This is a genomic window from Pseudomonas sp. AA-38, assembly GCF_029457475.1.
GTDB lineage: Bacteria > Pseudomonadota > Gammaproteobacteria > Pseudomonadales > Pseudomonadaceae > Aquipseudomonas.
In genome coordinates this window covers 4,985,751-5,006,303 of record NZ_CP120359.1, presented here as the reverse complement: position 1 = coordinate 5,006,303, position 20,553 = coordinate 4,985,751, and the positions used below count along the sequence as shown (strand labels likewise).

Genomic DNA, 20,553 nt, shown 5'->3' with positions numbered 1-20,553 from the left:
ATCAGCTCCCGAAGCGGATGAAGCCGCTTTCCTGTTCATCGGCCTGAGCCGGCTTGGCACTGCGTGTGGCTGGCGTGGCCTTCACGACGCTGGCCGTGCTGCGCTGGCTGGACAGTTGGAAGAACTGCATCAGGCTCTGCAGATTCATCGATTGCCCGGTCATCTCCTCGGAGGTGGCGGCCAGCTCCTCGGAGGCGGCCGCGTTCTGCTGGGTGATGTCGCTGAGCTGGGTCATGGCTGAGCTGATCTGGTTGACGCCGGTGTTCTGCTCCTCGGAAGCGGCAGCGATCTCCTGCACCAGGTCTGAGGTCTTGGAGATCGACGGCAGCATGTGGTCGAGCAGGGTGCCGGCACGCTCGGCCAGTTGCACGCTGGACTTGGCCACTTCGCCGATTTCCTGGGCGGCTACCTGGCTGCGTTCGGCCAGCTTGCGCACCTCGGCAGCGACCACGGCGAAGCCCTTGCCGTGCTCGCCGGCGCGGGCCGCCTCGATGGCGGCGTTGAGCGCCAGCAGGTTGGTCTGGTAGGCGATGTCGTCGACGATGCCGATCTTGTCGGCGATGGTCTTCATGGCGCGCACGGTTTCCTTGACCGCCTGGCCACCTTCGCTGGCCTCGCAGGAGGCCTTGCCGGCCATGCCGTCGGTGATCTTGGCGTTTTCGGTGTTCTGCGCGATGGAGGCGGACATCTGCTCCATCGCCGCGCTGGTTTCCTCGACCGAGGCAGCCTGGCTGGAGGCGGCATGGCTGAGGCTCTGCGCGGTGGCGGAGATTTCCTCGGCAGCGCTGCTGAGCATGCTGGTGGACTGATGCACCTGGCCAATGACGTCAGCCAGTTTGTTCACCGTGGCATTGAGCGATTGCTGCAGGTCGGCGAGATGCCCCTTGTAATGGCCCTCCATGGTCTGGGTCAGGTCGCCTTCGGCCAGCCCGGCAATCACGTTCATGGCTTCGCGCAGCGGCGCGATGATGGCCTCCAGGGTGTCGTTGATGCCTTCGACGATGCGGCGGAAGTCGCCCTGATGGCGGCTGGCATCGGCACGGGTGTCGAGGCGGCCGTCGAGTGCGGCCTGGCTGAGCATCTGAGTGTCTTCGATCAGCGCCAGGACATTGCGGCGCAGGGTTTCGATGTTGTCGTTGATGAAGGCCTTCTTGCCGGGGAACTGTTCCAGCGGCGCCTTGAGGTCGCCTTCGCTGAAGGCCTTGATGCAGGCCATGGCCTTCTTCTTCACGCTGATATGGCCGGCGACCATGGCGTTGATGCCCTGGGCGATCTCGGCATAGCTGCCCGGGAAGCGCGAGGCATCGATGGTCACGTCGATATCGCCCTTGTCGTGCTCGTCGGACATGTGGCGCATCTCGTCCATCAGACCGGCGATATTGCGGCGCAGGGTCTCGATGTTGTCATTGATGAAGGCCTTCTTGCCAGGGAACTGTTCCAGGGGGGCTTTGAGGTCGCCTTCGGCGATCGAGCGCACGCAGGCCATGGCCTTTTTCTTCACGTCTATATGGCTGCTCACCAGGGCGTTGATGCCCTGGGCCACTTCGCCATAGAGGCCGGGAAGACGGGTATCGAGGGTCACATCGATATCGCCACGGGCGTGTTCATCGCTGACCTGGTGCAGGTTCCGGGCAAGGCCGCCAAGCTGGCCGGCGATCTGGTGCAGTTGCTCCTGCAGCGAGCCAGCAGCGGCCGATGGCTGCGGCTGGCGGCTGATTTCGCCGCGCGCCAGTTGCCCGGCGAATTCGAGCAGAGCCTGGGGCTCCGCGCCCAGTGGCTGCAGGCTGCGCTGCAGCAGCAGGCCCTGGATGACCACGGCCAGAGCCGCCAGGATGGCGAGGGGCATGGCTGCGCCGGGCGCCAGGCCGAATGCCAGGATCAGCAGGGGGAGGATGGCGGTTGCGAGCAGAGCCGCGATACGAATGGAGAGGTTCATTGCACGGTACTCCTCAGTGGGTTGGATTGGGGCATGGCACGCGCACTGCTGTGCTGCGTGACTTCGGCCAGCAGGCCTGGGATATCGAGGATCAGGGCGACGGCACCGCTGCCGAGAATGGTGAAGCCGCTCAGCGCCGGCACCTGGCAGAACACCTTGCCCAGGGGTTTGATCACGGTCTGGAATTCGCCGAGCAACTGGTCGACCACCAACCCGGCACGCACGCCGGCGTAGCTCACCACCACCACGTTCTCGCGGCGCGGCGGCTGGCTCTGGTCATCGAACATCTGGCGCAGGCGGATGAAGGGCAGCACGTTGCCGCGCAGATCCAGGTGCTGTTGCCCGGCTATCTCCTCGCTGGGCAGCTCGATGCATTCTTCCACCATGTCCAGCGGCACCACGTAGCTGGCCTGGCCGACACCGATGAGGAAGCCATCGATGATGGCCAGGGTCAGCGGCAGGCGGATGCGCACGCAGGTGCCCTGGCCCAGCTTGCTGTCCAGTTCGACTGTGCCGCGCAGGGCGGTGATGTTGCGCTTGACCACGTCCATGCCGACGCCACGGCCGGAGAGGTTGCTGATCTGCTCGGCGGTGGAGAAGCCGGGCTCGAAGATCAGGTTGAAAATCTCCTTGTCACTGAGCTGCTGGCCTTCGCTGATCAGGCCGCGTTGGATGGCCTTGGCGAGGATTTTCTGCGGGTTGAGACCGCCGCCGTCGTCGGAGACTTCGATGAGGATGCCGCCGGCCTCGTGGTAGGCATTGAGGCGCACCACGCCCTGCAGTGGCTTGCCAGCGGCGTGGCGCACCTCGGCGGGCTCGATGCCATGATCCATGGCATTGCGCACCAGGTGGGTGAGCGGGTCGCCGATCTTTTCCACCACTGTCTTGTCCAGCTCGGTGTCACCACCGCTGACCTGCAGGACGATGTCCTTGCCCAGCTCCTTGGACACGTCGCGTACCACGCGCTGGAAGCGGTTGAAAGTAGCGCCGATCTGCACCATGCGCAGGGTCAGGGCGCTGTCGCGCACCTCCTCGACCAGGCGTGAGAGGGTCTCGGCGGACTCGCCCATTTCGCTCAGGCCACTGCGCTGGGCCAGCATGCGGGTGTTGGCGCCGGCGATGATCAGCTCGCCGACCAGGTTGATCAACTGGTCGAGCTTGGTCGCATCGACGCGGATCAGGTTGGCGTCGCCATTGCTGCGAGCCATCTCCTTGCCGCTGCTGGCGCGTGTTTCGCTGGCCACGGCCGGGACGCTGCTCTCGGTCGCTGCGGGTATTTCCAGGGCGCTCGGTACGGCGGCGCTGGCGCTCAGCTCGTCGCGGCTCAGGCCCGTGCAGCGCAGCAGGCGCTCGAGCTGTGCCGGGCCTTCGTCAGCGCGCTCCTGCAGCAGCGTCTGGAAGTCGCCCAGGCTGCTGCCGGGCGGCAACAGGCGGATGCTGCCATCGTCACGGACGAACTCGAAGGCGCCTTCGATGGCGCTCGGCTCGGCGTCGCTGGCGAAGCTGACTTCCAGCCCCAGGTAGCAGGTTTCCGGATCCAGCGCCTCGAGCGCAGGCAGGTGATCGAGCACCGTCTCGATGTGCAGCACCTGGCCGAGGGTGCTCAGGTAGCGGATGAAGGCCAGCGGATCCATGCCGTTGCGCAGGGTGTCGGGGCCGAAGCGCAGCGACAGATGCCAGTGCTCGCTGCCGCCGGCCGTGCCCGCTGCCGGGTGAGCGGCGGCAGGCTGCATGGACTGCTGGGCTGCGGGCTCGGTTTGCAGGTAGCGGCCGAGGGCCGTGACCAGCTCGCGGTCGTTGTCATGCACGCTTGGCGGCAGGTGCGCCAGGTCGCCTTCGGCGGCCAGATGGCGGATCAGCCCGGCGAGGTGATCACCGGCCTTGAGCAGCAGGGCGATCATCTCGGCGTCGAGGTGCAGTTCACCGCCGCGCACGCGGTCGAGCACGCTTTCGGCGACATGGGTGAAGGCGACGATGCCGTCGAAGCCGAACAGCCCGGCCGAGCCCTTGATGGTGTGAGCCGCGCGGAAGATGGCATTGATCAGCTCCGGGTCATCGGGGCTGTGTTCGATCTGCAGCAGGGCGTCTTCCATCTGCAGCAGCAGTTCCTGGCTCTCGGCGATGAAGGTGCCGATGATGCTGTCGAGGTTCATTGTTTGCTCTCCCGCGTGAGCAGTAGCTCACCCAGCCCGGCGAGCTTGAACAGCTCGGTCACGACGGGGCTCACGCCGGTGAAATGCAGGTCGATATCCATGCGCCGGGCCTGCTCGCAGGTGGCCAGCAGCAGTTGCAGCCCCGCGCAGTCGAATTCATCGACGGCGCTCAGGTCGATTTGCAGCGCAAGCGTTCCTTGCAGGGCCGAGCTCAAGCGTGGCTTGGTATCGGCTGCGGTGTAGATGCTCAGCGCTCCATCGAGATCCAGTTTCTGGGGAGCATTGCTGTTGGGTGTGGCGTGCATGGTGCACCTCTTGGATCAGGGCAGGATCAGCTTGGAAACGGCGGTCAGCATCTGCGCCGGCTGGAAGGGCTTGACCACCCAGGCCTTGGCGCCGGCCGCCTGGCCTTCGCTCTTCTTCGCATCACCCGCCTCGGTGGTGAGCATGATCACGGGGGTGAACTTGTAGTTGGGTAGCTGCTTGACGTTCTTGAGGAAGGTGATGCCGTCCATGTTCGGCATGTTCACGTCGCTGATGATCAGGTGCACCTTGCGCCCGTCGAGTTTGGTCAGCGCGTCCTTGCCGTCGCAGCCTTCGATGACGTCGTAGCCGGCACCCTTGAGGGTCATGCCTACCACCTGGCGGATGGAGGCGGAGTCGTCGACGATGAGAATGGTCTTGGCCATGAGGCGTGTCCTCAGAAGAAGGTGATGTCGGAGGCGGTGTCGGCTTTGGCGACGCTACGGCCCTGATGGATGGCGTGCTGCTCGGGCATGGTGTAGCTGTGCGACAGCTCGTCGAGCCAGGTGCGGGCGTCGACTCGCTCGCAGGGCTCGCTCAGGTGCAGGCCCAGGCGCTGGATGTCGTCACGCATGTGGCCGAGCATCTGGCTGACCCGATCCTGGAACTGCAGCGCCACCAGCACCTCGGAGATTTCCGCGCCGACGGCCTGGTTCTCCTGGTGGAGCACCGAGCCGTGCTCGACCAGGCGAGTGGCGCTGCCGCGCAGGTCATCGATGAGCTGACGGATGACCTCGCTGGCATTTTTCAGGGTGTTGGCGTCACGGTCGGAGTGCTCGTTGGAAACCTGCAGGGTGCGCTCGATGGCCGCGCTGACGGTCTCGATGGTGTCGTCGATGCGCTTGCCGGTGGCTTCGGATAGGGTGGAGAGCTTGCGCACTTCGTCAGCGACCACGGCGAAGCCACGCCCGGCTTCGCCGGCGCGGGCGGCTTCGATGGCGGCATTGAGGGCCAGCAGGTTGGTCTGCTTGGCGACGTCGCCCACCTCCTTGGCCATGGCGCGCAGTTGGCTGGTATAGCCGCTGAGGCTGACTACTTCGGCCAGCAGGGTTTCCTTGCTGCTCAGGGCCTGGCGCAACTGGCTGACGATCTCTTTCAGCTCGCGCTCGCTGCTGCCCAGCAGGCCGAGCAGTGATTGCTCGTCGCCCTGCTGGTCGGCACTGATCACCGCACTGATGCGTTGGGCCAGTTGGGTGAAGCGGGCGCTGAGTGATTCGATGGCTGTCTCGGTGTGCTGGCGTGCCGCTTCGATCTGCTGCGACCAGACCGGTGACAGCAGGCGGCAGAGGTCGTCCAGACCCTCGACATGACGCTTGGCCTCCTGCGCCTGGCCAAGCGCGACCCCCTGCTCATGGGCCAGGTCGATGGCCTTGGCGTGCTGGCCGCTCAGGCCATGCAGGCTGAGATGCACCAGGGCGGCGGGCAGCACCGCTGCCAGCAGCCAGTAGTAGCTGGGCCACTGCAGCACCAGCCAGGCCAGCGACAGGCAGCCAAGGCCGGCCAGGATGGTTGGCAGCCAGGGGGTTCGTGGGGCAGTCGTCTGAGAGGTCACCTTCACACTCCATCGGGCAACGTGGCTGGGCGCGGATGGCCCGTTCATGGCTGTCAGAATGGCGTATGCGCGGCGAGCGGGGCATCGTCAGTTCCCGATGATGGCCTAGGGACACTCTGTTTCTTTGTAGGGATTTTCCTAGGGGCGTTGAAAACCATCTTGGCGTTGGCTGCCTGCGTCGCTCTACCTCCTGCATCCGTGCAGTCGTTGCCTAAGGTTTTCCAGGTTCTTCTTGTTTGAGGGGGGAGGATTGGTTGGTGCCGGGGTGGCGAGGTTATGTGTTGGCTTATCGGTGTTCTGAACGCCGCTTCGGTGTGTTCAGTTATTCCGGGTTTCGCCCCCTCGGGCGACTCACTTTTCTTTGAACTCGGATTGCCGCCCAGCGCAAAGAAAAGTAAGCAAAAGAAACGCACCCCCGCCATCCGGAACTAGGCGTCCCCGTCATGCTTCGCTCGACTTCCCTCACTCCGGCATCGCTCCAGGGTCGGCTTACAAGGGCCATCCCTGGCCCTTTAAGCGGGGCCGCCATCGGTATCTCGCGGCATCCATGCCGCTCGCCCCCTGCGCAATGCCTACGTTCGGCCTCCTGAAGGGGGAGTTAGCGCGCCTGAACGTACATCGGTTTCGGGCATGCCCGGCGTGTTCTGGTAACAGCGAAGTCACGACGTGGCCGTCGGTTAAACCAAAACTTTCATTCGCGTGGTTTCATCCGCATGGATAGCTTGCCGGCTTTCAGCCGGCATTCTGGTCAGCCCTAAGGCTGACCTCATGCTCAAGCACTCAGAGCCCTTGGGAATAACCGCACGTTCAGGCGCGTGCAGAGCCCGCCCAGGAGGGCGAACGGAATCGTCGTGGAAGAGGTTGAGCGACATGGATGTCGCGAGAGCCGCGATGGGCCAGGGATGGTCCACCGCGGCGGGCCTCTGGAACGGCGATGGAGTGAGCGAACCCTGGCGCAGCCAGGGCCGGATGATCGGGCGGAAGGTTTTGGTTACTTTGCCCGCAAAGTGACTCGCCCGGGAGGGCGAAACCAGAAACATCAGCAAAAACGCGGCAATCCGGAACGGGCACAAGAACAACCAACAAGCCAACACACAACCTTGCCAGTCCGTTATCAACACCGAACTTCCCCGAGACTCCACGAAGAACCTGTATCAACGCCCTGCTACCGGGACAATTGCTCCGTCAGCACGAAGCGAATGATGTCGGCGTTGGAGTTGAAGCCCATCTTTTCCATCAGGCGGGTCTTGTGCGTGCTCACGGTCTTGTTGCTGATGGCCAGGCGTTCGGCGATCTGGTTAACGCTCAAACCATCGGCGAGCAGGCGCAGCACCTGGAATTCCCGATCCGAAAGGCTGTCCAGGCCGCTGTCACGCTGCTCGGCATTGGCGAACGCCAGTTGCTCGGCAATGCGTGGGTCCAGATAGCGGCCGCCCTTGGCCACCTTGTTGATGATCGCGAGGAGGGTTTCGGCATTGTGATCCTTGGTCAGGTAGCCGCTGGCGCCGGCGCGCAGGGCGCGTTGGGCGATCTGCGCTTCGTTGTGCATGCTCAGCACCAGGATCGGCAGCTTCTCGTAGTGGCTGCGGATGCGAGCGATGAGATCCTCGCCGCTGATGCCAGGCATGCTCATGTCCAGCAGAACCAGGTCGACCTCGATATGGCGCAGGTTTTCCAGGACCTGGCCGCCGTTTTCAGCTTCTGCGACGACCTGCAGGCCACTGTCGAATTCGATCAGTTGCTTGAGGCCATTGCGCATGATGGTGTGATCGTCAGCGATCATGATGCGCGTCATGGGGTATTCCGTTTGGACTTGATGGGTAAGGTTGCCTGTACGGTGGTGCCTTGCCCAGGATGGCTGAAAATGACCACTTCGCCACCCAGGCTGATGCCACGTTCGCGCATGCCGGCGAGCCCCAGCGAGCGCTTGCTGACCGAGGCCTGGTCGAAGCCGCGGCCGTTGTCGGTGATGTCCAGGCGGCAGACGCCGTCGAGGTGTTCCAGGCTGACCACGGCGCGGCTGGCGCCGGAATGGCGCCCGATGTTGTTCAGGGCCTCCTGGACGATGCGAAAGGCTGTGGTGGCCTGGTCGTCGGTAAGGGGCGGTTCGTCGCTGTGGGTGGTCAGTTCGCACTCGATCCGGCTGTGCTGGCGAAACTCGCTGATCAGCCATTGCAGGGCCGGGTACAGGCCCATGTTGAGTACCGCCGGGCGCAGGCTGGTGGCGATGGAGCGCACCACCTGGATGGTGCGGTCGCACAGGCCCATCAGGCCATCCACGGCCTCGTTCAGGCCAGGCGCCTGGGAGCCGAACTGCAGGTGCAGCATGGAAATACCCATGCGCAGGGCCGTCAGGTGCTGGCCCAGTTCGTCATGGATTTCCCGTGCGATCAGCTTGCGTTCTTCTTCGCGGGCCGATTCCCGGCGCGAGGTCAGCTCGCGCAGTTGCTGGTTGCTCTCGGCCAGGCGCCGCTCGGCCTTGCGAATATTGGTGATGTCGCGGGCCAGGGACAGGATGCTGACGATCTCGCCGTTGTCGTCCCGTTCGGGCACCAGGCGTACCAGATAGTGCTGTTGCTGGTCGCTAGGGGCGTCGAGGCCGAGGATCAGCTCTTCCTCGAGGGAAACGCCACGGCGGGCGACTTCCCGCGTCATGTCGGCGAGGATGTCGACCTGCGCGTTATCGCCGAAGGCATCCCGTGCGGGGCGACCCCTGGCCTCGACCAGGGGCATGCGGCACAGGGCCACGAGGGCCGGGTTGGCGTAGAGCAGGCGGAAGTCGGGAGTGAGGCGCCCGATGGCGTCGGGGGTGTTCTCGATCAGGGCGCGGAACTGACGTTCATTCTGCTGCAGCGTGTCGGTCAGGCGCTGCTGCTCGGTGAGATCGTGCAGCACCGCGAGGCTGTAGCCACGCCGGTCGTAGTGGAAGCGGGTGAACTTCACCAAGACGTGGTAGTGGGCGCCGTCGACGGGATTGCTCAGTTTCAGTTGGACGCTCTGTTGCTGCTGCACCAGTTCGCGCAAGGCCGGCTCGTCGTGCTTGGCCAGCGGCGGCAGCGCATATTCGATGCCTTGCCCTATCAGGTATTGGTGGGCCTGGCCGAGCAGGCGACTGGCGGCGTCGTTGAGGTACTGGATGTGCAGGTCTTCGTCGAGCAGCAGGGCGCCGTCGGCGGTGTAGTCGAGGGCGGAGCTGAGCAGGTAGACCTGCTCGGCGCGCTCCTGGGTCGAGCGTGCCGGGGTGAAGCGTATCAACAGGTGGGCGGCGCTGGTCTCGGTCTCCGGTATCCAGCAGACGCTGGTGCGCAGCCACCGATAGCCCTCCTGTCGGCAGTTGAGCCGCAGTTCCCCGCAAGGGATGTCCGTCTGCTGGCGTCTGGCGCGCTCGGTTGCGTAGTCGAAGGCGTCCTTGTCCTGTGGGTGCAGCCAGTGCACCAGCGGTTCGTGCGAGGGCAGTTGCACATCGGCGCCCAATAGTTCCAGCAGCGCGGGGTTGGCGTATTGCAGGCAACCATCCAGACCGAGCAGGCCGAGGCCAAGAGGGGCCGAGCGCCAGGTCGCCTCGAGCAGGGCATTTCTCGCGTGATGATCCTTCACGGTGTTCCCCCGGTGACTGATTTTTTCAGTATGGGTCAATTTTCCTCAAGTCGTCTTCGACGGTCGCCTACCCGCGCCATCGCTCAGCTACGCAGAATATGGCCCGGTATCTGCTCCAGGGGAATCTCGCGGCTGACCGCACCGAGCTTCATCGCCTCCTTGGGCATGCCGTAGACCACGCAACTGGCTTCGTCCTGGCCGAGGGTGAGGGCACCGGCTTCGGACATCTCGCGCAGGCCCCGGGCGCCGTCGTCACCCATGCCGGTCATGATGATGCCGGTGGCATTGGCCCCGGCGGCGCGGGCGGTGGAGCGAAACAGCACATCCACCGAGGGCTTGTGCCGGCTGACGGGCGGGCCGTCGACCACCTCGACCAGGTACTGCGCGCCGCTGCGCTTGAGCAACATATGCCGCCCACCCGGAGCGATCAGGGCGCGGCCAGGGATGACGCGGTCGCCATGGCGGGCTTCGAGCACCTCGATCTGGCACAGGCCGTTGAGGCGTTCGGCGAAGGCAGCGGTGAAACGCTCGGGCATGTGCTGGACGATGACGATGCCCGGGCACACGCGTGGCAGGGCGGTGAGCACGTATTCCAGGGCCTGGGTGCCGCCGGTGGAGGTGCCGATGGCCACGACCCGCTCGGTGGTGCGCGCCATGGCGCTGCCCTCGACTGCTGGTAGCACGGCGTCGGCGCCGAGCTTGGGCGTGACCGTGGCTCTGTTCTTGAGCTGACGCAGGTTGGCGCGAGCAGCCGCCTTGACCGCACCGAGCAGGTCGTCGCTGGCATTGACCAGGAACTTGCTCAGGTTCATCTGTGGCTTGGTGACGATGCTCACCGCGCCTGCGGCCATGGCCTGCATGGTGGTGCTGGCGCCTTTCTCGGTGAGGGTGGAGCAGATCACCACGGGCGTGGGGCGTTCGGCCATGAGTTTTTTCAGGAAGGTGATGCCGTCCATGCGTGGCATTTCCACGTCGAGCACGATCACGTCAGGCCATTGCCGCTCCATCTTGCTCAGGGCGAACAGCGGATCGGCCGCCGTGCCGAGCACTTCGATGGCCGGGTCGGCGGCGAGCACCGACGCCAGTACCTGGCGAACCACCGCCGAGTCGTCGACGATCATGACTTTGATGGGTTTCATCTGGGTTGGATTCCATGGGGAGTGCCGCTGTCCGTCGGAAGAGAAGACCGTTTCAGTGCCAACTGGCCGCTCCAGATATCGAATAGCAGGTGGATGTGGCTGGTACCACCGACGAGTTCGCCATGACTCACCAGCCCATGCTGGGCAATAAGCTTATGAGCCATGTCGACGTTCTGCTGGCCGATGTGGCTCTTGGTTCGTGGCTGGAGGTCGGGAAACATGTTGCCGCCACCGAAGATGCGCAGGTGATACTCGCTGGGGCGCGTGCCATGGGCGCTCATGGCCTTGAACAACAGGAGCATGGCCTCGTCGGCGTAGCGCCCGTCCAGCGGCAGGCCGGGCAGGCCGCGTGTTGGCAGCATGTAGTGGCACATGCCGCCCAGGCGATGGCGTGGGTGCCAGAACACCAGGGCGACGCAGGAGCCCAGCAAGGTGCGGATACGGGTACCGGCCCCCGCGAAGTGCAACTCCCCGGGGTTCAGGTAGACATCATGGGTCGTAGCGGGCCTAGACATCGGGATTGCGGTAGATCGAAGGTTTCACTGTCTTGAGCGTGTCATCGATACCGTTGAGGCTTTCCGAGTGGCTGATGATGAAGTAACCGCCCGGTCGCAGGCGGCCGAGCAGGCGTTTGACCACCTGACGCTTGGTGTCGCCGTCGAAGTAGATCATCACGTTGCGCAGGAAGATCACGTCGAACTGGCCGATCTCCGGTAGCGCGTTGTTCAGGTTGATCTGCTCGAAGCGCACGCGGCGGCGCAGGGCCGGGTCGATCAGCAGGGTGCCCTCGTTGGCACCCACGCCACGGAAACAATGGCGCACCAGCATGTGTCTCGGGATGTTTTCGCTGTCCTGCAGGTCATAGACTCCGGCGCGGGCACGTTCCAGCACCCGCTGGCTGATGTCCGAGGCGAGGATTTCCCAGGGCTTGTCGCCAAGCACGTCGGCAAGCAGCAGGGCGATGCTGTAGGGCTCCTCGCCGCTGGAGCATGCACCGCTCCAGATGCGCAGGGGGCGACCACTGGGCACGAGCCCAGGCTGGCCCAGGCGTTCACGGAGAAAGTCGAAGTGCTTGGGCTCGCGGAAGAAGTAGGTCTCGTTGGTGGTCAGCAGGTCGACGCAGATCTGCAGTTCCGCCGGGTTCTGGTGCAGGAGGCGGAAGTAGTCGCCATAGCTGGCGAGCGCGAATTCGCGCAGGCGCTTGCTCAGTCGCCCGGCGACCAGGGGTTTCTTCGCCTCGGACAGGCTGATGCCGGCGATGTCGTAAATCAGTTGGCGAAACTGGGCGAACTCCTGATCGCTCAGGCTGATGGCCGTGGCACTGCTCATGAGTCCGCCGGCGTCGGGTCGGCTGGCGCGCCAGCCTGATCGAGCAGGGCGATTTCGTCGTCGGAAAGCACTTTGCCGACCTCCAGCAGTACCACCAGGCGCTCGTTCAGCTTGCCCATGCCGCGGATGAAGTCGGCGCGGATGCGCTTGCCGAAACTGGGCGCCGGTTCGATCTGTTCGCTGCCCAGCTCCAGCACTTCGTTGACCGCATCGACCACCATGCCGATCACCCGCAGCCCCTCGGCGGTGGCGATTTCCAGAATGACGATGCAGGTGCGCGGGCCGATTAGAGTGGCCTGGCCACCGAAGCGCAGGCCGAGGTCGATGACCGGCACCACCGCGCCGCGCAGGTTGATCACGCCGAGGATGCTCGGTGGCATCATCGGCACGCTGGTGAGCTGGCCGTACTCGATGATCTCGCGCACGGCATGGATGTCGACGGCGAACAGCTCCTGCGCCAGGGTGAAGGTCAGGTACTGGCCGGCGGCGTTGGCAGTGGCCATCGCTTACTCCTGAAAGCGCACGTAACCGGCCGGCAGGCCACCGGCCATGGGCGCGCCAGCGTCGTCATCGGCGTAGGCGTGGCGCGGCGCATGGCTGGGCCGTGGCGGCTGGGCCTGGCGTTGCGGGCTGCGTACTCCGGCGCTGTTGTTGAGTTTGAAGAATTCCATCAACTGCTGCAGTTGCTCGGCCTGGCCGCTCATTTCTTCGGCGGTGGCGGCCAGTTCCTCGGACGAGGAGGCGTTCTGCTGGGTGATTTCGTTGAGCTGGTTCATCGCCGTGCTGATCTGGCCGACGCCCGAGCTTTGCTCTTCGGAGGCGGCGGCGATCTCCTGCACCAGGTCGGAGGTCTTGGCGATGGACGGCACGATCTCGTCGAGCAGGGTGCCGGCGCGCTCGGCCAGTTGCACGCTGGACTTGGCCACTTCGCCGATTTCCTGCGCCGCCACCTGGCTGCGTTCGGCCAGCTTGCGCACCTCGGCGGCCACCACGGCGAAGCCCTTGCCGTGTTCGCCAGCGCGGGCCGCTTCGATGGCGGCGTTGAGCGCCAGCAGGTTGGTCTGGTAGGCGATGTCGTCGACGATGCCGATCTTGTCGGCGATGGTCTTCATCGCGCGCACGGTTTCCTTGACCGCCTGGCCCCCTTCGCTGGCTTCGCCGCTGGCCTTGCTCGCCATGCCGTCGGTGATGCGGGCGTTCTCGGTGTTCTGCGCGATGGAGGCGGACATCTGCTCCATCGAGGCACTGGTTTCCTCCACCGAGGCGGCCTGCTCGGAAGCGGCCTGGCTCATGCTCTGGGCGGTGGCGGAGATTTCCTCGGAGGCGCTGGTCAGGGCATCGGCGTTGCTGCGGACTTCGGCGATGATCTGCGCCAGACGTTGCGACATGTTGTGGATCGCGGCCAGCATGCTGCTGGTGTCGCCCGGGCGGGTATTGATCTGCACGCGCAGATCACCTTCGGCGATACGGGTCACCACTTCGGCGGCGTAGCTGGGTTCACCTCCGAGTTGACGCAGCAGGTTGCGGGTAATCAGGGTGCCGAGCAGGCTGATCACCAGCAAAGTAATCAGGGATACGAGAATGGAGACCAGAGTGGCCTGCTGCAGCGTCTCTTCAGCGGCCTGACTGCCTTTGTTGGCAGCGTTGACGTTATATTCCAGGTGGGCATTGAGAGCCTCGCTCAGTGGCACGATGGCCTCTTGTTGCAAGGCGATGAGGGCATCGCGAGCTGCCTCGTTCTCGTTCCTGCGTGAATGCTCCAGCGTCACGTCGGCGCCCTGCAAGAAGGCGGAGATCCCCCGGCGGTCAGCATCCAGTAGTTGTTTGTCCTGCTCATCGGACAAGACCTTGGTGTACTCATCGATTGCCTGCTGGATGTCTTCTCGGCTGCTCTTTATCTGGGATTCAAGTTGCGCCATGGCGCTGGCATCAATCGTCAGGATATGCCGGTAGGTCAGTTGTATCTGGGCGTTGACCGCACTGCCCAGCTTTTCCAAGGCGACGATGCTGGGAACCGAGTTGACGTTGCCGTAGTTGGCGGCAGTGAATACCTGGCTCATCTGGTGGTAACCCACTCCGGCCAGAATAAGGATGCCGAGCAAAGCCGAAAGAACCAGAAGAATCATCTTTTTACTGATAGTCATTTGTTTGCTCCTGCGCGCTCTCGCGTTTCGCATGAAAGGTAATTTGATGTCATCGGCTCAGCTTTCCAGAGGACGCTATCTCAGCCACCGCCAGGGTGTTTTCGATGGTCAGCAGAACGATGAAGTCATCGCCCTGGCGCACCATGCCTTGAATGAAGTCGTCGCGAATGGGGTTGCCGAAGGCCGGTGCCGGGCGTATCTGGCCCGCATCGATTTCCAGCACCTCACTGACGGCATCGACGATGATGCCCAGCACCTGGGTGTCTTCTTCATCGGTCACCTCGACGATGATGATGCAGGTGCGTTTGTCGATACGGCTGGCACCCTGGCCGAAGCGCAGGCTCAGGTCGATCACCGGCACCACGGCGCCGCGCAGGTTGATCACGCCATGGATGCAGGAAGCTGCCATGGGCACGCGGGTCAACTGGGGATACTCGATGATCTCGCGCACGCACAGGCCGTCGAGGGCGTAACGCTGCGCGCCAAGCTCGAAGCTCAGGTATTGCTGCGGCGTGTCGGGTTCCGACGCCACTACCGCAACTGCCGTGGCGGTATTCTCTGGCGGTTTCTGCGCGGCGCTGGCCTGGCTGCTGGAACTGCTCATGTTGTGGGCTCTATCGGTGGTTTCAGGCTTCGCTGGCAACTGGCAGCGCCGTGTTGGCAGCAGGGGTGCTGAGTTCGTTCAGCAGGTTGGGAATGTCGAGAATCAGCGCCACGGCGCCGCTGCCGAGGATGGTGAAGCCGCCAATGCCACGGCAGTTGACGAACAGCTTGCCCAGGGGCTTGATCACCGTCTGGAACTCGCCCATCAAGCGATCAACCACCAGCCCGGCGCGCTGGCCGGCATAGCTGACCACCACCACGTTCTCGCGGCGCGGCGGCTGGCCTTGTTCGTCGAACAATTCGCGCAGACGAATGAACGGCAGTACCTCACCACGCAGTGAAAGGTGACCACGGCCTTGCTGGGTGCCGGGTTCCAGCTCGATGCATTCCTCGACCAGATCCAGCGGGATGACATAACCCGCCTCGCCGACGCCGACCAGGAAACCGTCGATGATGGCCAGCGTCAGCGGCAGGCGGATGCGCACACAGGTGCCTTTGCCGAGCTGGCTTTCCAGGTCGATGCTGCCGCGCAGGGCGGTGATGTTGCGCTTGACCACGTCCATGCCGACGCCGCGCCCGGACAGGTTGCTGACCTGCTCGGCGGTGGAGAAACCAGGCTCGAAGATCAGGTTGAAGGTGTCCTTTTCCGTCAGCACCTGGCCTTCGGCGATCAGGCCACGTGCACGGGCCTTGGCCAGGATGCGTTGCGGGTCGAGGCCACCACCGTCGTCGGCCACTTCCAGGACGATGCTGCCGGCATCGTGGTAGGCGTTCAGGCGCACGTTGCCCTGCGCCGGCTTGCCACGGTCAAGGCGCACGGCCAGCGGCTCGATGCCGTGATCCATGGCATTGCGCACCAGGTGGGTGAGCGGGTCGGTGATGCGCTCGACCACGGTCTTGTCCAGCTCGGTGTCGCCACCGCTGATGGACAGGGTGATGTCCTTGCCCAGCTCGCGCGAAACATCGCGCACCACGCGCTGAAAGCGGTTGAAGGTGGCGCCGATCTGCACCATGCGCAGGGTCAGGGCGCTGTCGCGCACTTCCTCGACCAGGCGCGAGAGCAGCTCGGTGGACTCGAGCATTTGCGCGTGACCGACTTGCTGGGCGGTCATGCGCGCACCAGCACCGGCGATGATCAGCTCGCCGACCAGGTTGATCAGTTCGTCGAGCTTGCCGGCATCGACGCGGATCAGGCTGCTCTCGTTGCTGCGGTTTTCCTTGACCTGTTGCTGCTTGTGCAGCGCGGCAGCGATGACGGGCGGCTGCACCAGGCTTTGCTCCATCAGCACCTGGCCGATTGGGCGAGGTTCGTCCTGCTGCTGGCTCTGCACCTGAGCGTGCAGCACCTCCTGCAGCTCGGCGGTGGTCAGGGTGCCGCAGCGCATGAGGATTTCCCCCAGGCGCATGTCCTCTTCTGGCAGGGCACGGATCAGTTCGAGGTATTCGTCGGACTTGCTGTGTGGCGGCAGAATGCGGATCAGGCTGTCTTCGCGGACGAACTCGAACGCGCCCTCGATGGTGGCCTTGTCCGCGTCGCTGACGAAGGCCAGCTCGAAGCCGAGATAGCAGGTTTCCGGATCCATTTCCGCTGCTGGTGGGATGCGGTCGAGCAGCGGCACGATGCTGACGATCTGCCCAAAGGTGTTGAGATAGCGCAGCAGCGACAGCGGATCCATACCGTTGCGCAGGGTATCGGGGCCGAAGCGCAGCGACAGGTGCCAGTGGTCGGCGCTCACGCCGCCGGCCATGCTGCGTTCGACCGGGCGTTCGTTGTGGCTGGGCAGGTTCTGCGAGGCTGGCTCGCTGGCCATGTACTGACTCAGGCGGGCCGCCAGCAAGCGATTCTGTTCCAGGGCCGGGGCATCGACCTGCTCCAGGTCGCCGTGCTCGTCGAGTTGGTTGATCAACTGGCCGAGGTGGTCACCGGTTTCCAGGAACAGCGCCGTCAGCGCTTCGTCGAACTGCAACTCGGCATTGCGCACGCGGTCGAGCACGCTCTCGGCGATGTGGGTGAAGGCGACGATCAGGTCGAAACCGAACAGGCCGGCCGAGCCCTTGATGGTATGGGCCGCACGGAAGATGGCGTTGATGATGTCGGCATCGTCGGGCGCGCTTTCCAGTTGCAGCAGCGCCTCTTCCATCTGTTCGAGCAGTTCGCGGCTTTCGGCGATGAAGGTCTTGAGCACTTCGTCCATGTTCATGCTGGGTCACTCGCCGCAGGTTTGATCAGGATGGGGTCGCCGAAGAAGGACACCAGGCCGCTGAGCTCCAGTGCCTCGATCACGGCCGGGCTGTGGTGGCTCAGGCGCAGTTTGCTGCCCACTCGCTCGGCCTCCTGCTTGGCCAGCACCAGCAGTTGCAGGCCTGCGCTGTCGAGTTCATCCAGGGCGGCCAGATCCAGTTCGACTTCCGTGCCAGGGGTCAGGGCGCGCAGGAGCAGGCTCATGTGTTCGCCGACGCTGTAGATGTTCAGCCCACCTTCGAGCGGCAGGATGCGGTACAGGTTTTCTCCGGGCGCGTCCGTCATGGCGGCAACCTCAGGGCAGGATCAGCTTGGACACGGCAGAGAGCATCTGTGCCGGCTGGAAGGGTTTGACCACCCAGGCCTTGGCACCGGCCGCCTGGCCTTCGCTCTTCTTCGCTTCCCCAGCCTCGGTGGTGAGCATGATCACCGGGGTGAACTTGTAGGCCGGCAGTTGCTTGACGTTCTTGAGGAAGGTGATGCCGTCCATGTTCGGCATGTTCACGTCACTGATGATCAGGTGCACCTTGCGCCCGTCGAGCTTGGTCAGCGCGTCCTTGCCGTCGCAGCCTTCGATGACGTCGTAGCCGGCACCCTTGAGCGTCATGCTGACGACCTGGCGGATGGATGCGGAGTCGTCGACGATAAGTACGGTCTTGCCCATGAGAAACCTCAGAAGAAGGTGATATCGGAATCGTTGCGTTTGCCAGGAGCGTTGCCCTGATGGATGGCGTGTTGCTCGGGCATGGTGTAGGTCTGCGCCAGTTCATCGAGCCAGTGCTGTACATCCAGGGTCGCCGGGGGCAGGCCCTGAGCGCGCCGTTCCTGGCTATCGGTGAGGTGACGCTGCAGTTTGTCCAGGTCGCCTCGGATATGGCCGAGCATCTGGCTGGTGCGATCCTGGAACTGCAAGGCCACCAGCACTTCGGCGATGTCGTTGGCGACGATCACGTTCTGGCTGCGCATCGCCTCGTTATGACTGACGATGGCGCCGGCGCTGTGATGGAAGCGGCTGATCACGCCATTGATCACTTCGCTGGCGTTCTTCAAGGTCAGGGCGTCGGTCTTGGCGTATTCCTGGGAGATGGTCAGGGTCTTGCCGATGGCGCCGTTGACCACGCCGACGGTTTCGCTGATGCGCTGCCCGGTCTGCCCCGACAGCGTCGACAGCTTGCGCACCTCGTCGGCGACCACGGCGAAACCGCGGCCGCTCTCGCCGGCACGGGCCGCTTCGATGGCCGCGTTGAGCGCCAGCAGATTGGTCTGCTTGGCGATCTCGGCCACCTCGTTGGCCATGGCCTGCAACTGCTCGGTGAAGTTCGAGAGCTGCATCACCTCCTGCAGCATGGTTTCCTTGCTGGCCAGGGCTTCGCGCAGGGCCATGATGATCAGGTCGAGTTCGTGCTGGCTGGTGGAGAGCAGGCCCACCAGACGGTTACCCGCTTCGCGCTCGGAATTGTTGCCCAGGCTCTGCTGGATGCGCCCGGCGAGGTTGGAGAAGCGCTCGCTGAGCGCGGAAATGGCCTCTTCGGTGTGGCTGCGCGCGCTTTCGATCTGCTGTGACCAGAGAGGTAGGGTCTGTTCGCAGAGCCGCGTCAGATCGCTTTCCAGATTGCTGCTGACGTTAGGCTCGTGGCTGTCCGGCTCTGCGCCTGTGGTTCTGGCGGGCGCGCTCGCGGGAATCTGCAACAGCAGCAGAGTACCGACCAGGAGCAGGGCAAGGAGCGCATGGAGCGGGGCCAGCCAGTCAAATTGCACGGCCAGAATGGCAAGGACACCGCAAAGTAGGATCAGAGTCGGGACAAGCCGAGGGTGAAGATGAGCGCGCACGAGTGGCTCCGCGACAGTCAATGGGGGAGTGGCGCGAAGGACTTTCCAGGCGTCGAGCGGTGCAGGCCCCTGCCTTTTCGTTTCATTCCATCGGCCAATTCAGGATGCAGGAGCGCCACGACTGTCAGGCATCGGGTTATTTCTGGATTTTCACTCGGACAATCCCTCTCGCCGAGTAGGAATATCCTTAGCTGATATCGGACTTAGTGAGTAGGGAAGCGAACTTGATCAGGTCTGCATTGCTGGTAAATCCCATCTTTTCCATCAGATTTATCTTATGGGTACTGACGGTCTTGTTACTGATCATGAGTTGCTCGGCGATCTGATTCACGCTCATACCATCTGCCAGTAGTCGCATGATCTGGAACTCTCGATTGGTCAGGCTGTCGAGCCCGTGGCTGGCATGTGGCTTGAGGTTGTTCAAGGCGATCCGCTCGAGCAGGTCGGGGTCGATGAAGCGGCCGCCTGCGGCGACTTTTCTCACCGCCTCGATCAGGGTCTCGGGGGGTTGGGTCTTGGTCACATAGCCAGCCGCGCCGGCTCGCAAGGCATGTATGGCGATCTGCACATCGCTGTGCATGCTCAGCACCAGGATGGCCAGCCTGGGATATTGGTGGGTGAGCCGTGAAATCAGTGCCTCGCCGCTGAGGCCCGGCATGCTGATGTCCAGCAGCAGCATATCCACGTCCAGGGTGCGCAGGTGTTCCAGAGCCTGCTGACCGCAGGCGGCCTCTCCGGCAATGTGAATCTCCTGATCCAACTCGAAAATTCGTTTGAGGCCCTCGCGCATGATCGTGTGGTCATCGACGATCATCAGGTTGATCATGGGGTTTCCTTGGTTGTGTGATCTGACGGGGGAAAATGCTCTGTATGAGCGTTCCTTGTCCCGGATGGCTGAATATGATGACAGGGCCGCCCAGGTGCTGGCCGCGTTCGCGCATGCCGCAGAGCCCGTTGGAGGCCGGCATGATGTCGTTGAGGGCGAAGCCCTGGCCGTCATCGCTGATCTCCAGCACGTAATCCTGTTCGCACCGCTCGATGCTGACCTTGGCACTGTTGGCATTGGCGTGGCGCAGGATATTGGTCAGGGATTCCTGCACGATGCGGTACAGGTGGCAGGCACGTTCGGGATCCAGGTCGATGCCCTGCTGAGGGGGCTGATAGCGCAGGTCGATGGCGCAGAGCTGACGAAAATCCTCGATCAGGTTCGCCAGGGCCAGGTTCGGGTCACTGGCGAAGCGCTGCGTATCGCTGCAGTCGATGTTGCGTATGGCGTCGATGGCGCCATGGGCCAGTGCAGCCAGGCGGCTCACCTGCTCCAGGAGGTCGGGAGGTTCGTGGCCCATGCGCATGCGCAATACGCCGAGCCCCTGCAAGAGAGCGGTCAGTTGCTGGCCCAGCTCATCGTGCAGCTCGCGGGCGATACGTTTGCGTTCCCTGAGGCGTGCCTGCCTGCACATGTGGATCAGGTGCTCGCGACATCTGGTGCAAGTGGCGCTTTCATGCGGCAGCTGAGCGTCGTCGTGTAGCTCTGAGAGCCTCGTTGCAGTGGTCACCTTTGCGCTTCTCTTTCTATGCAGTTGATCGTGCTACTCGATACACGGCGACTGCAGTGTTCTCCTCGTGTTGCGTATTCGGCATACGAGTCCGCTCGCGTGGCTAGCCGACATGACCCGTCCTGGTCTTGGTGTCTGGTGCGAGGGATATGGCGTCGTCATTCCCTCG

General features: G+C 63.8%; 19 protein-coding genes. All 19 read right to left on the bottom strand.

Annotation, left to right across the window (positions count from 1 at the left end; translation table 11 throughout):
- Window position 1: 1 nt before the first annotated feature.
- The 19 genes from PVE35_RS22955 to PVE35_RS22865 all read right to left on the bottom strand — a co-directional run bounded on the left by PVE35_RS22955 (window position 2) and on the right by PVE35_RS22865 (window position 20,288).
- Window positions 2-1,936, bottom strand: coding sequence for a methyl-accepting chemotaxis protein (locus tag PVE35_RS22955; RefSeq protein WP_268179378.1), 1,935 nt, complete (start codon window positions 1,934-1,936; stop codon window positions 2-4).
- Window positions 1,933-4,089, bottom strand: coding sequence for a chemotaxis protein CheA (locus tag PVE35_RS22950; protein WP_277373095.1), 2,157 nt, complete (start codon window positions 4,087-4,089; stop codon window positions 1,933-1,935). Before PVE35_RS22950 ends, PVE35_RS22955 begins: the two co-directional genes overlap by 4 nt.
- Entirely contained in the window at window positions 4,086-4,394 is a 309-nt protein-coding gene (locus PVE35_RS22945; protein WP_268179376.1) for an STAS domain-containing protein, read from the bottom strand. The genes PVE35_RS22950 and PVE35_RS22945 overlap by 4 nt, the downstream gene beginning before the upstream one ends.
- A gap of 15 nt (window positions 4,395-4,409) precedes the next feature.
- Window positions 4,410-4,778: a response regulator gene (locus tag PVE35_RS22940; protein ID WP_277373094.1), complete on the bottom strand. Its 369-nt coding sequence runs from the start codon at window positions 4,776-4,778 to the stop codon at window positions 4,410-4,412.
- Between the two features lie 11 nt (window positions 4,779-4,789).
- Window positions 4,790-5,944 carry a methyl-accepting chemotaxis protein gene (locus PVE35_RS22935; RefSeq protein WP_277373093.1) on the bottom strand — a complete coding sequence of 385 codons (1,155 nt, stop codon included), beginning with the start codon at window positions 5,942-5,944 and terminating at the stop codon, window positions 4,790-4,792.
- Window positions 5,945-7,109: 1,165 nt separating this feature from the next.
- Window positions 7,110-7,739 carry a response regulator transcription factor gene (locus PVE35_RS22930; protein WP_268179373.1) on the bottom strand — a complete coding sequence of 210 codons (630 nt, stop codon included), beginning with the start codon at window positions 7,737-7,739 and terminating at the stop codon, window positions 7,110-7,112.
- Window positions 7,736-9,541 carry a PAS domain-containing protein gene (locus tag PVE35_RS22925; RefSeq protein WP_268179372.1) on the bottom strand — a complete coding sequence of 602 codons (1,806 nt, stop codon included), beginning with the start codon at window positions 9,539-9,541 and terminating at the stop codon, window positions 7,736-7,738. Before PVE35_RS22925 ends, PVE35_RS22930 begins: the two co-directional genes overlap by 4 nt.
- An 83-nt stretch (window positions 9,542-9,624) precedes the next feature.
- Window positions 9,625-10,680, bottom strand: coding sequence for a chemotaxis response regulator protein-glutamate methylesterase (locus PVE35_RS22920; protein ID WP_268179371.1), 1,056 nt, complete (start codon window positions 10,678-10,680; stop codon window positions 9,625-9,627).
- Window positions 10,677-11,195 (bottom strand): chemotaxis protein CheD, encoded by a 519-nt coding sequence (locus PVE35_RS22915; protein ID WP_277373092.1) that lies wholly within the window; start codon window positions 11,193-11,195, stop codon window positions 10,677-10,679. Before PVE35_RS22915 ends, PVE35_RS22920 begins: the two co-directional genes overlap by 4 nt.
- On the bottom strand, window positions 11,188-12,009 hold the full coding sequence (locus PVE35_RS22910) for a protein-glutamate O-methyltransferase CheR (RefSeq protein ID WP_277373091.1): 822 nt from the start codon (window positions 12,007-12,009) through the stop codon (window positions 11,188-11,190). Before PVE35_RS22910 ends, PVE35_RS22915 begins: the two co-directional genes overlap by 8 nt.
- Window positions 12,006-12,512, bottom strand: coding sequence for a chemotaxis protein CheW (locus PVE35_RS22905; RefSeq protein WP_277373090.1), 507 nt, complete (start codon window positions 12,510-12,512; stop codon window positions 12,006-12,008). The genes PVE35_RS22910 and PVE35_RS22905 overlap by 4 nt, the downstream gene beginning before the upstream one ends.
- A gap of 3 nt (window positions 12,513-12,515) precedes the next feature.
- Window positions 12,516-14,153, bottom strand: a complete 1,638-nt coding sequence (locus PVE35_RS22900; RefSeq protein WP_277373089.1) for a methyl-accepting chemotaxis protein — start codon at window positions 14,151-14,153, stop codon at window positions 12,516-12,518.
- 49 nt (window positions 14,154-14,202) lie between these two features.
- Entirely contained in the window at window positions 14,203-14,757 is a 555-nt protein-coding gene (locus PVE35_RS22895; RefSeq protein ID WP_277373088.1) for a chemotaxis protein CheW, read from the bottom strand.
- 22 nt (window positions 14,758-14,779) lie between these two features.
- A complete protein-coding gene (locus PVE35_RS22890) occupies window positions 14,780-16,957 on the bottom strand; it encodes a chemotaxis protein CheA (protein ID WP_277373087.1) in 2,178 nt (725 codons plus the stop codon).
- Window positions 16,954-17,283, bottom strand: a complete 330-nt coding sequence (locus PVE35_RS22885; RefSeq protein WP_277373086.1) for an STAS domain-containing protein — start codon at window positions 17,281-17,283, stop codon at window positions 16,954-16,956. The genes PVE35_RS22890 and PVE35_RS22885 overlap by 4 nt, the downstream gene beginning before the upstream one ends.
- Window positions 17,284-17,293: 10 nt before the next feature.
- Window positions 17,294-17,662, bottom strand: a complete 369-nt coding sequence (locus tag PVE35_RS22880; RefSeq protein ID WP_268179363.1) for a response regulator — start codon at window positions 17,660-17,662, stop codon at window positions 17,294-17,296.
- An 8-nt stretch (window positions 17,663-17,670) separates the two neighbouring features.
- Window positions 17,671-18,756: a methyl-accepting chemotaxis protein gene (locus tag PVE35_RS22875; protein ID WP_277373085.1), complete on the bottom strand. Its 1,086-nt coding sequence runs from the start codon at window positions 18,754-18,756 to the stop codon at window positions 17,671-17,673.
- A 259-nt stretch (window positions 18,757-19,015) separates the two neighbouring features.
- A complete protein-coding gene (locus PVE35_RS22870) occupies window positions 19,016-19,654 on the bottom strand; it encodes a response regulator transcription factor (RefSeq protein ID WP_277373084.1) in 639 nt (212 codons plus the stop codon).
- Window positions 19,629-20,288 carry a sensor histidine kinase gene (locus tag PVE35_RS22865; RefSeq protein ID WP_277373083.1) on the bottom strand — a complete coding sequence of 220 codons (660 nt, stop codon included), beginning with the start codon at window positions 20,286-20,288 and terminating at the stop codon, window positions 19,629-19,631. Before PVE35_RS22865 ends, PVE35_RS22870 begins: the two co-directional genes overlap by 26 nt.
- Window positions 20,289-20,553 lie beyond the last annotated feature (265 nt).

What these genes read in the sequence shown, in the direction of transcription:
- PVE35_RS22930 (WP_268179373.1), bottom strand. Translation starts at nt 7,739, where the DNA reads ATGACGCGCATCATGATCGCTGACGATCACACCATCATGCGCAATGGC.
- PVE35_RS22910 (WP_277373091.1), bottom strand. Translation starts at nt 12,009, where the DNA reads ATGAGCAGTGCCACGGCCATCAGCCTGAGCGATCAGGAGTTCGCCCAG.
- PVE35_RS22940 (WP_277373094.1), bottom strand. Translation starts at nt 4,778, where the DNA reads ATGGCCAAGACCATTCTCATCGTCGACGACTCCGCCTCCATCCGCCAG.
- PVE35_RS22885 (WP_277373086.1), bottom strand. Translation starts at nt 17,283, where the DNA reads ATGACGGACGCGCCCGGAGAAAACCTGTACCGCATCCTGCCGCTCGAA.
- PVE35_RS22890 (WP_277373087.1), bottom strand. Translation starts at nt 16,957, where the DNA reads ATGAACATGGACGAAGTGCTCAAGACCTTCATCGCCGAAAGCCGCGAA.
- PVE35_RS22945 (WP_268179376.1), bottom strand. Translation starts at nt 4,394, where the DNA reads ATGCACGCCACACCCAACAGCAATGCTCCCCAGAAACTGGATCTCGAT.
- PVE35_RS22865 (WP_277373083.1), bottom strand. Translation starts at nt 20,288, where the DNA reads ATGTGCAGGCAGGCACGCCTCAGGGAACGCAAACGTATCGCCCGCGAG.
- PVE35_RS22915 (WP_277373092.1), bottom strand. Translation starts at nt 11,195, where the DNA reads ATGTCTAGGCCCGCTACGACCCATGATGTCTACCTGAACCCCGGGGAG.
- PVE35_RS22905 (WP_277373090.1), bottom strand. Translation starts at nt 12,512, where the DNA reads ATGGCCACTGCCAACGCCGCCGGCCAGTACCTGACCTTCACCCTGGCG.
- PVE35_RS22955 (WP_268179378.1), bottom strand. Translation starts at nt 1,936, where the DNA reads ATGAACCTCTCCATTCGTATCGCGGCTCTGCTCGCAACCGCCATCCTC.
- PVE35_RS22870 (WP_277373084.1), bottom strand. Translation starts at nt 19,654, where the DNA reads ATGATCAACCTGATGATCGTCGATGACCACACGATCATGCGCGAGGGC.
- PVE35_RS22895 (WP_277373088.1), bottom strand. Translation starts at nt 14,757, where the DNA reads ATGAGCAGTTCCAGCAGCCAGGCCAGCGCCGCGCAGAAACCGCCAGAG.
- PVE35_RS22950 (WP_277373095.1), bottom strand. Translation starts at nt 4,089, where the DNA reads ATGAACCTCGACAGCATCATCGGCACCTTCATCGCCGAGAGCCAGGAA.
- PVE35_RS22900 (WP_277373089.1), bottom strand. Translation starts at nt 14,153, where the DNA reads ATGACTATCAGTAAAAAGATGATTCTTCTGGTTCTTTCGGCTTTGCTC.
- PVE35_RS22920 (WP_268179371.1), bottom strand. Translation starts at nt 10,680, where the DNA reads ATGAAACCCATCAAAGTCATGATCGTCGACGACTCGGCGGTGGTTCGC.
- PVE35_RS22880 (WP_268179363.1), bottom strand. Translation starts at nt 17,662, where the DNA reads ATGGGCAAGACCGTACTTATCGTCGACGACTCCGCATCCATCCGCCAG.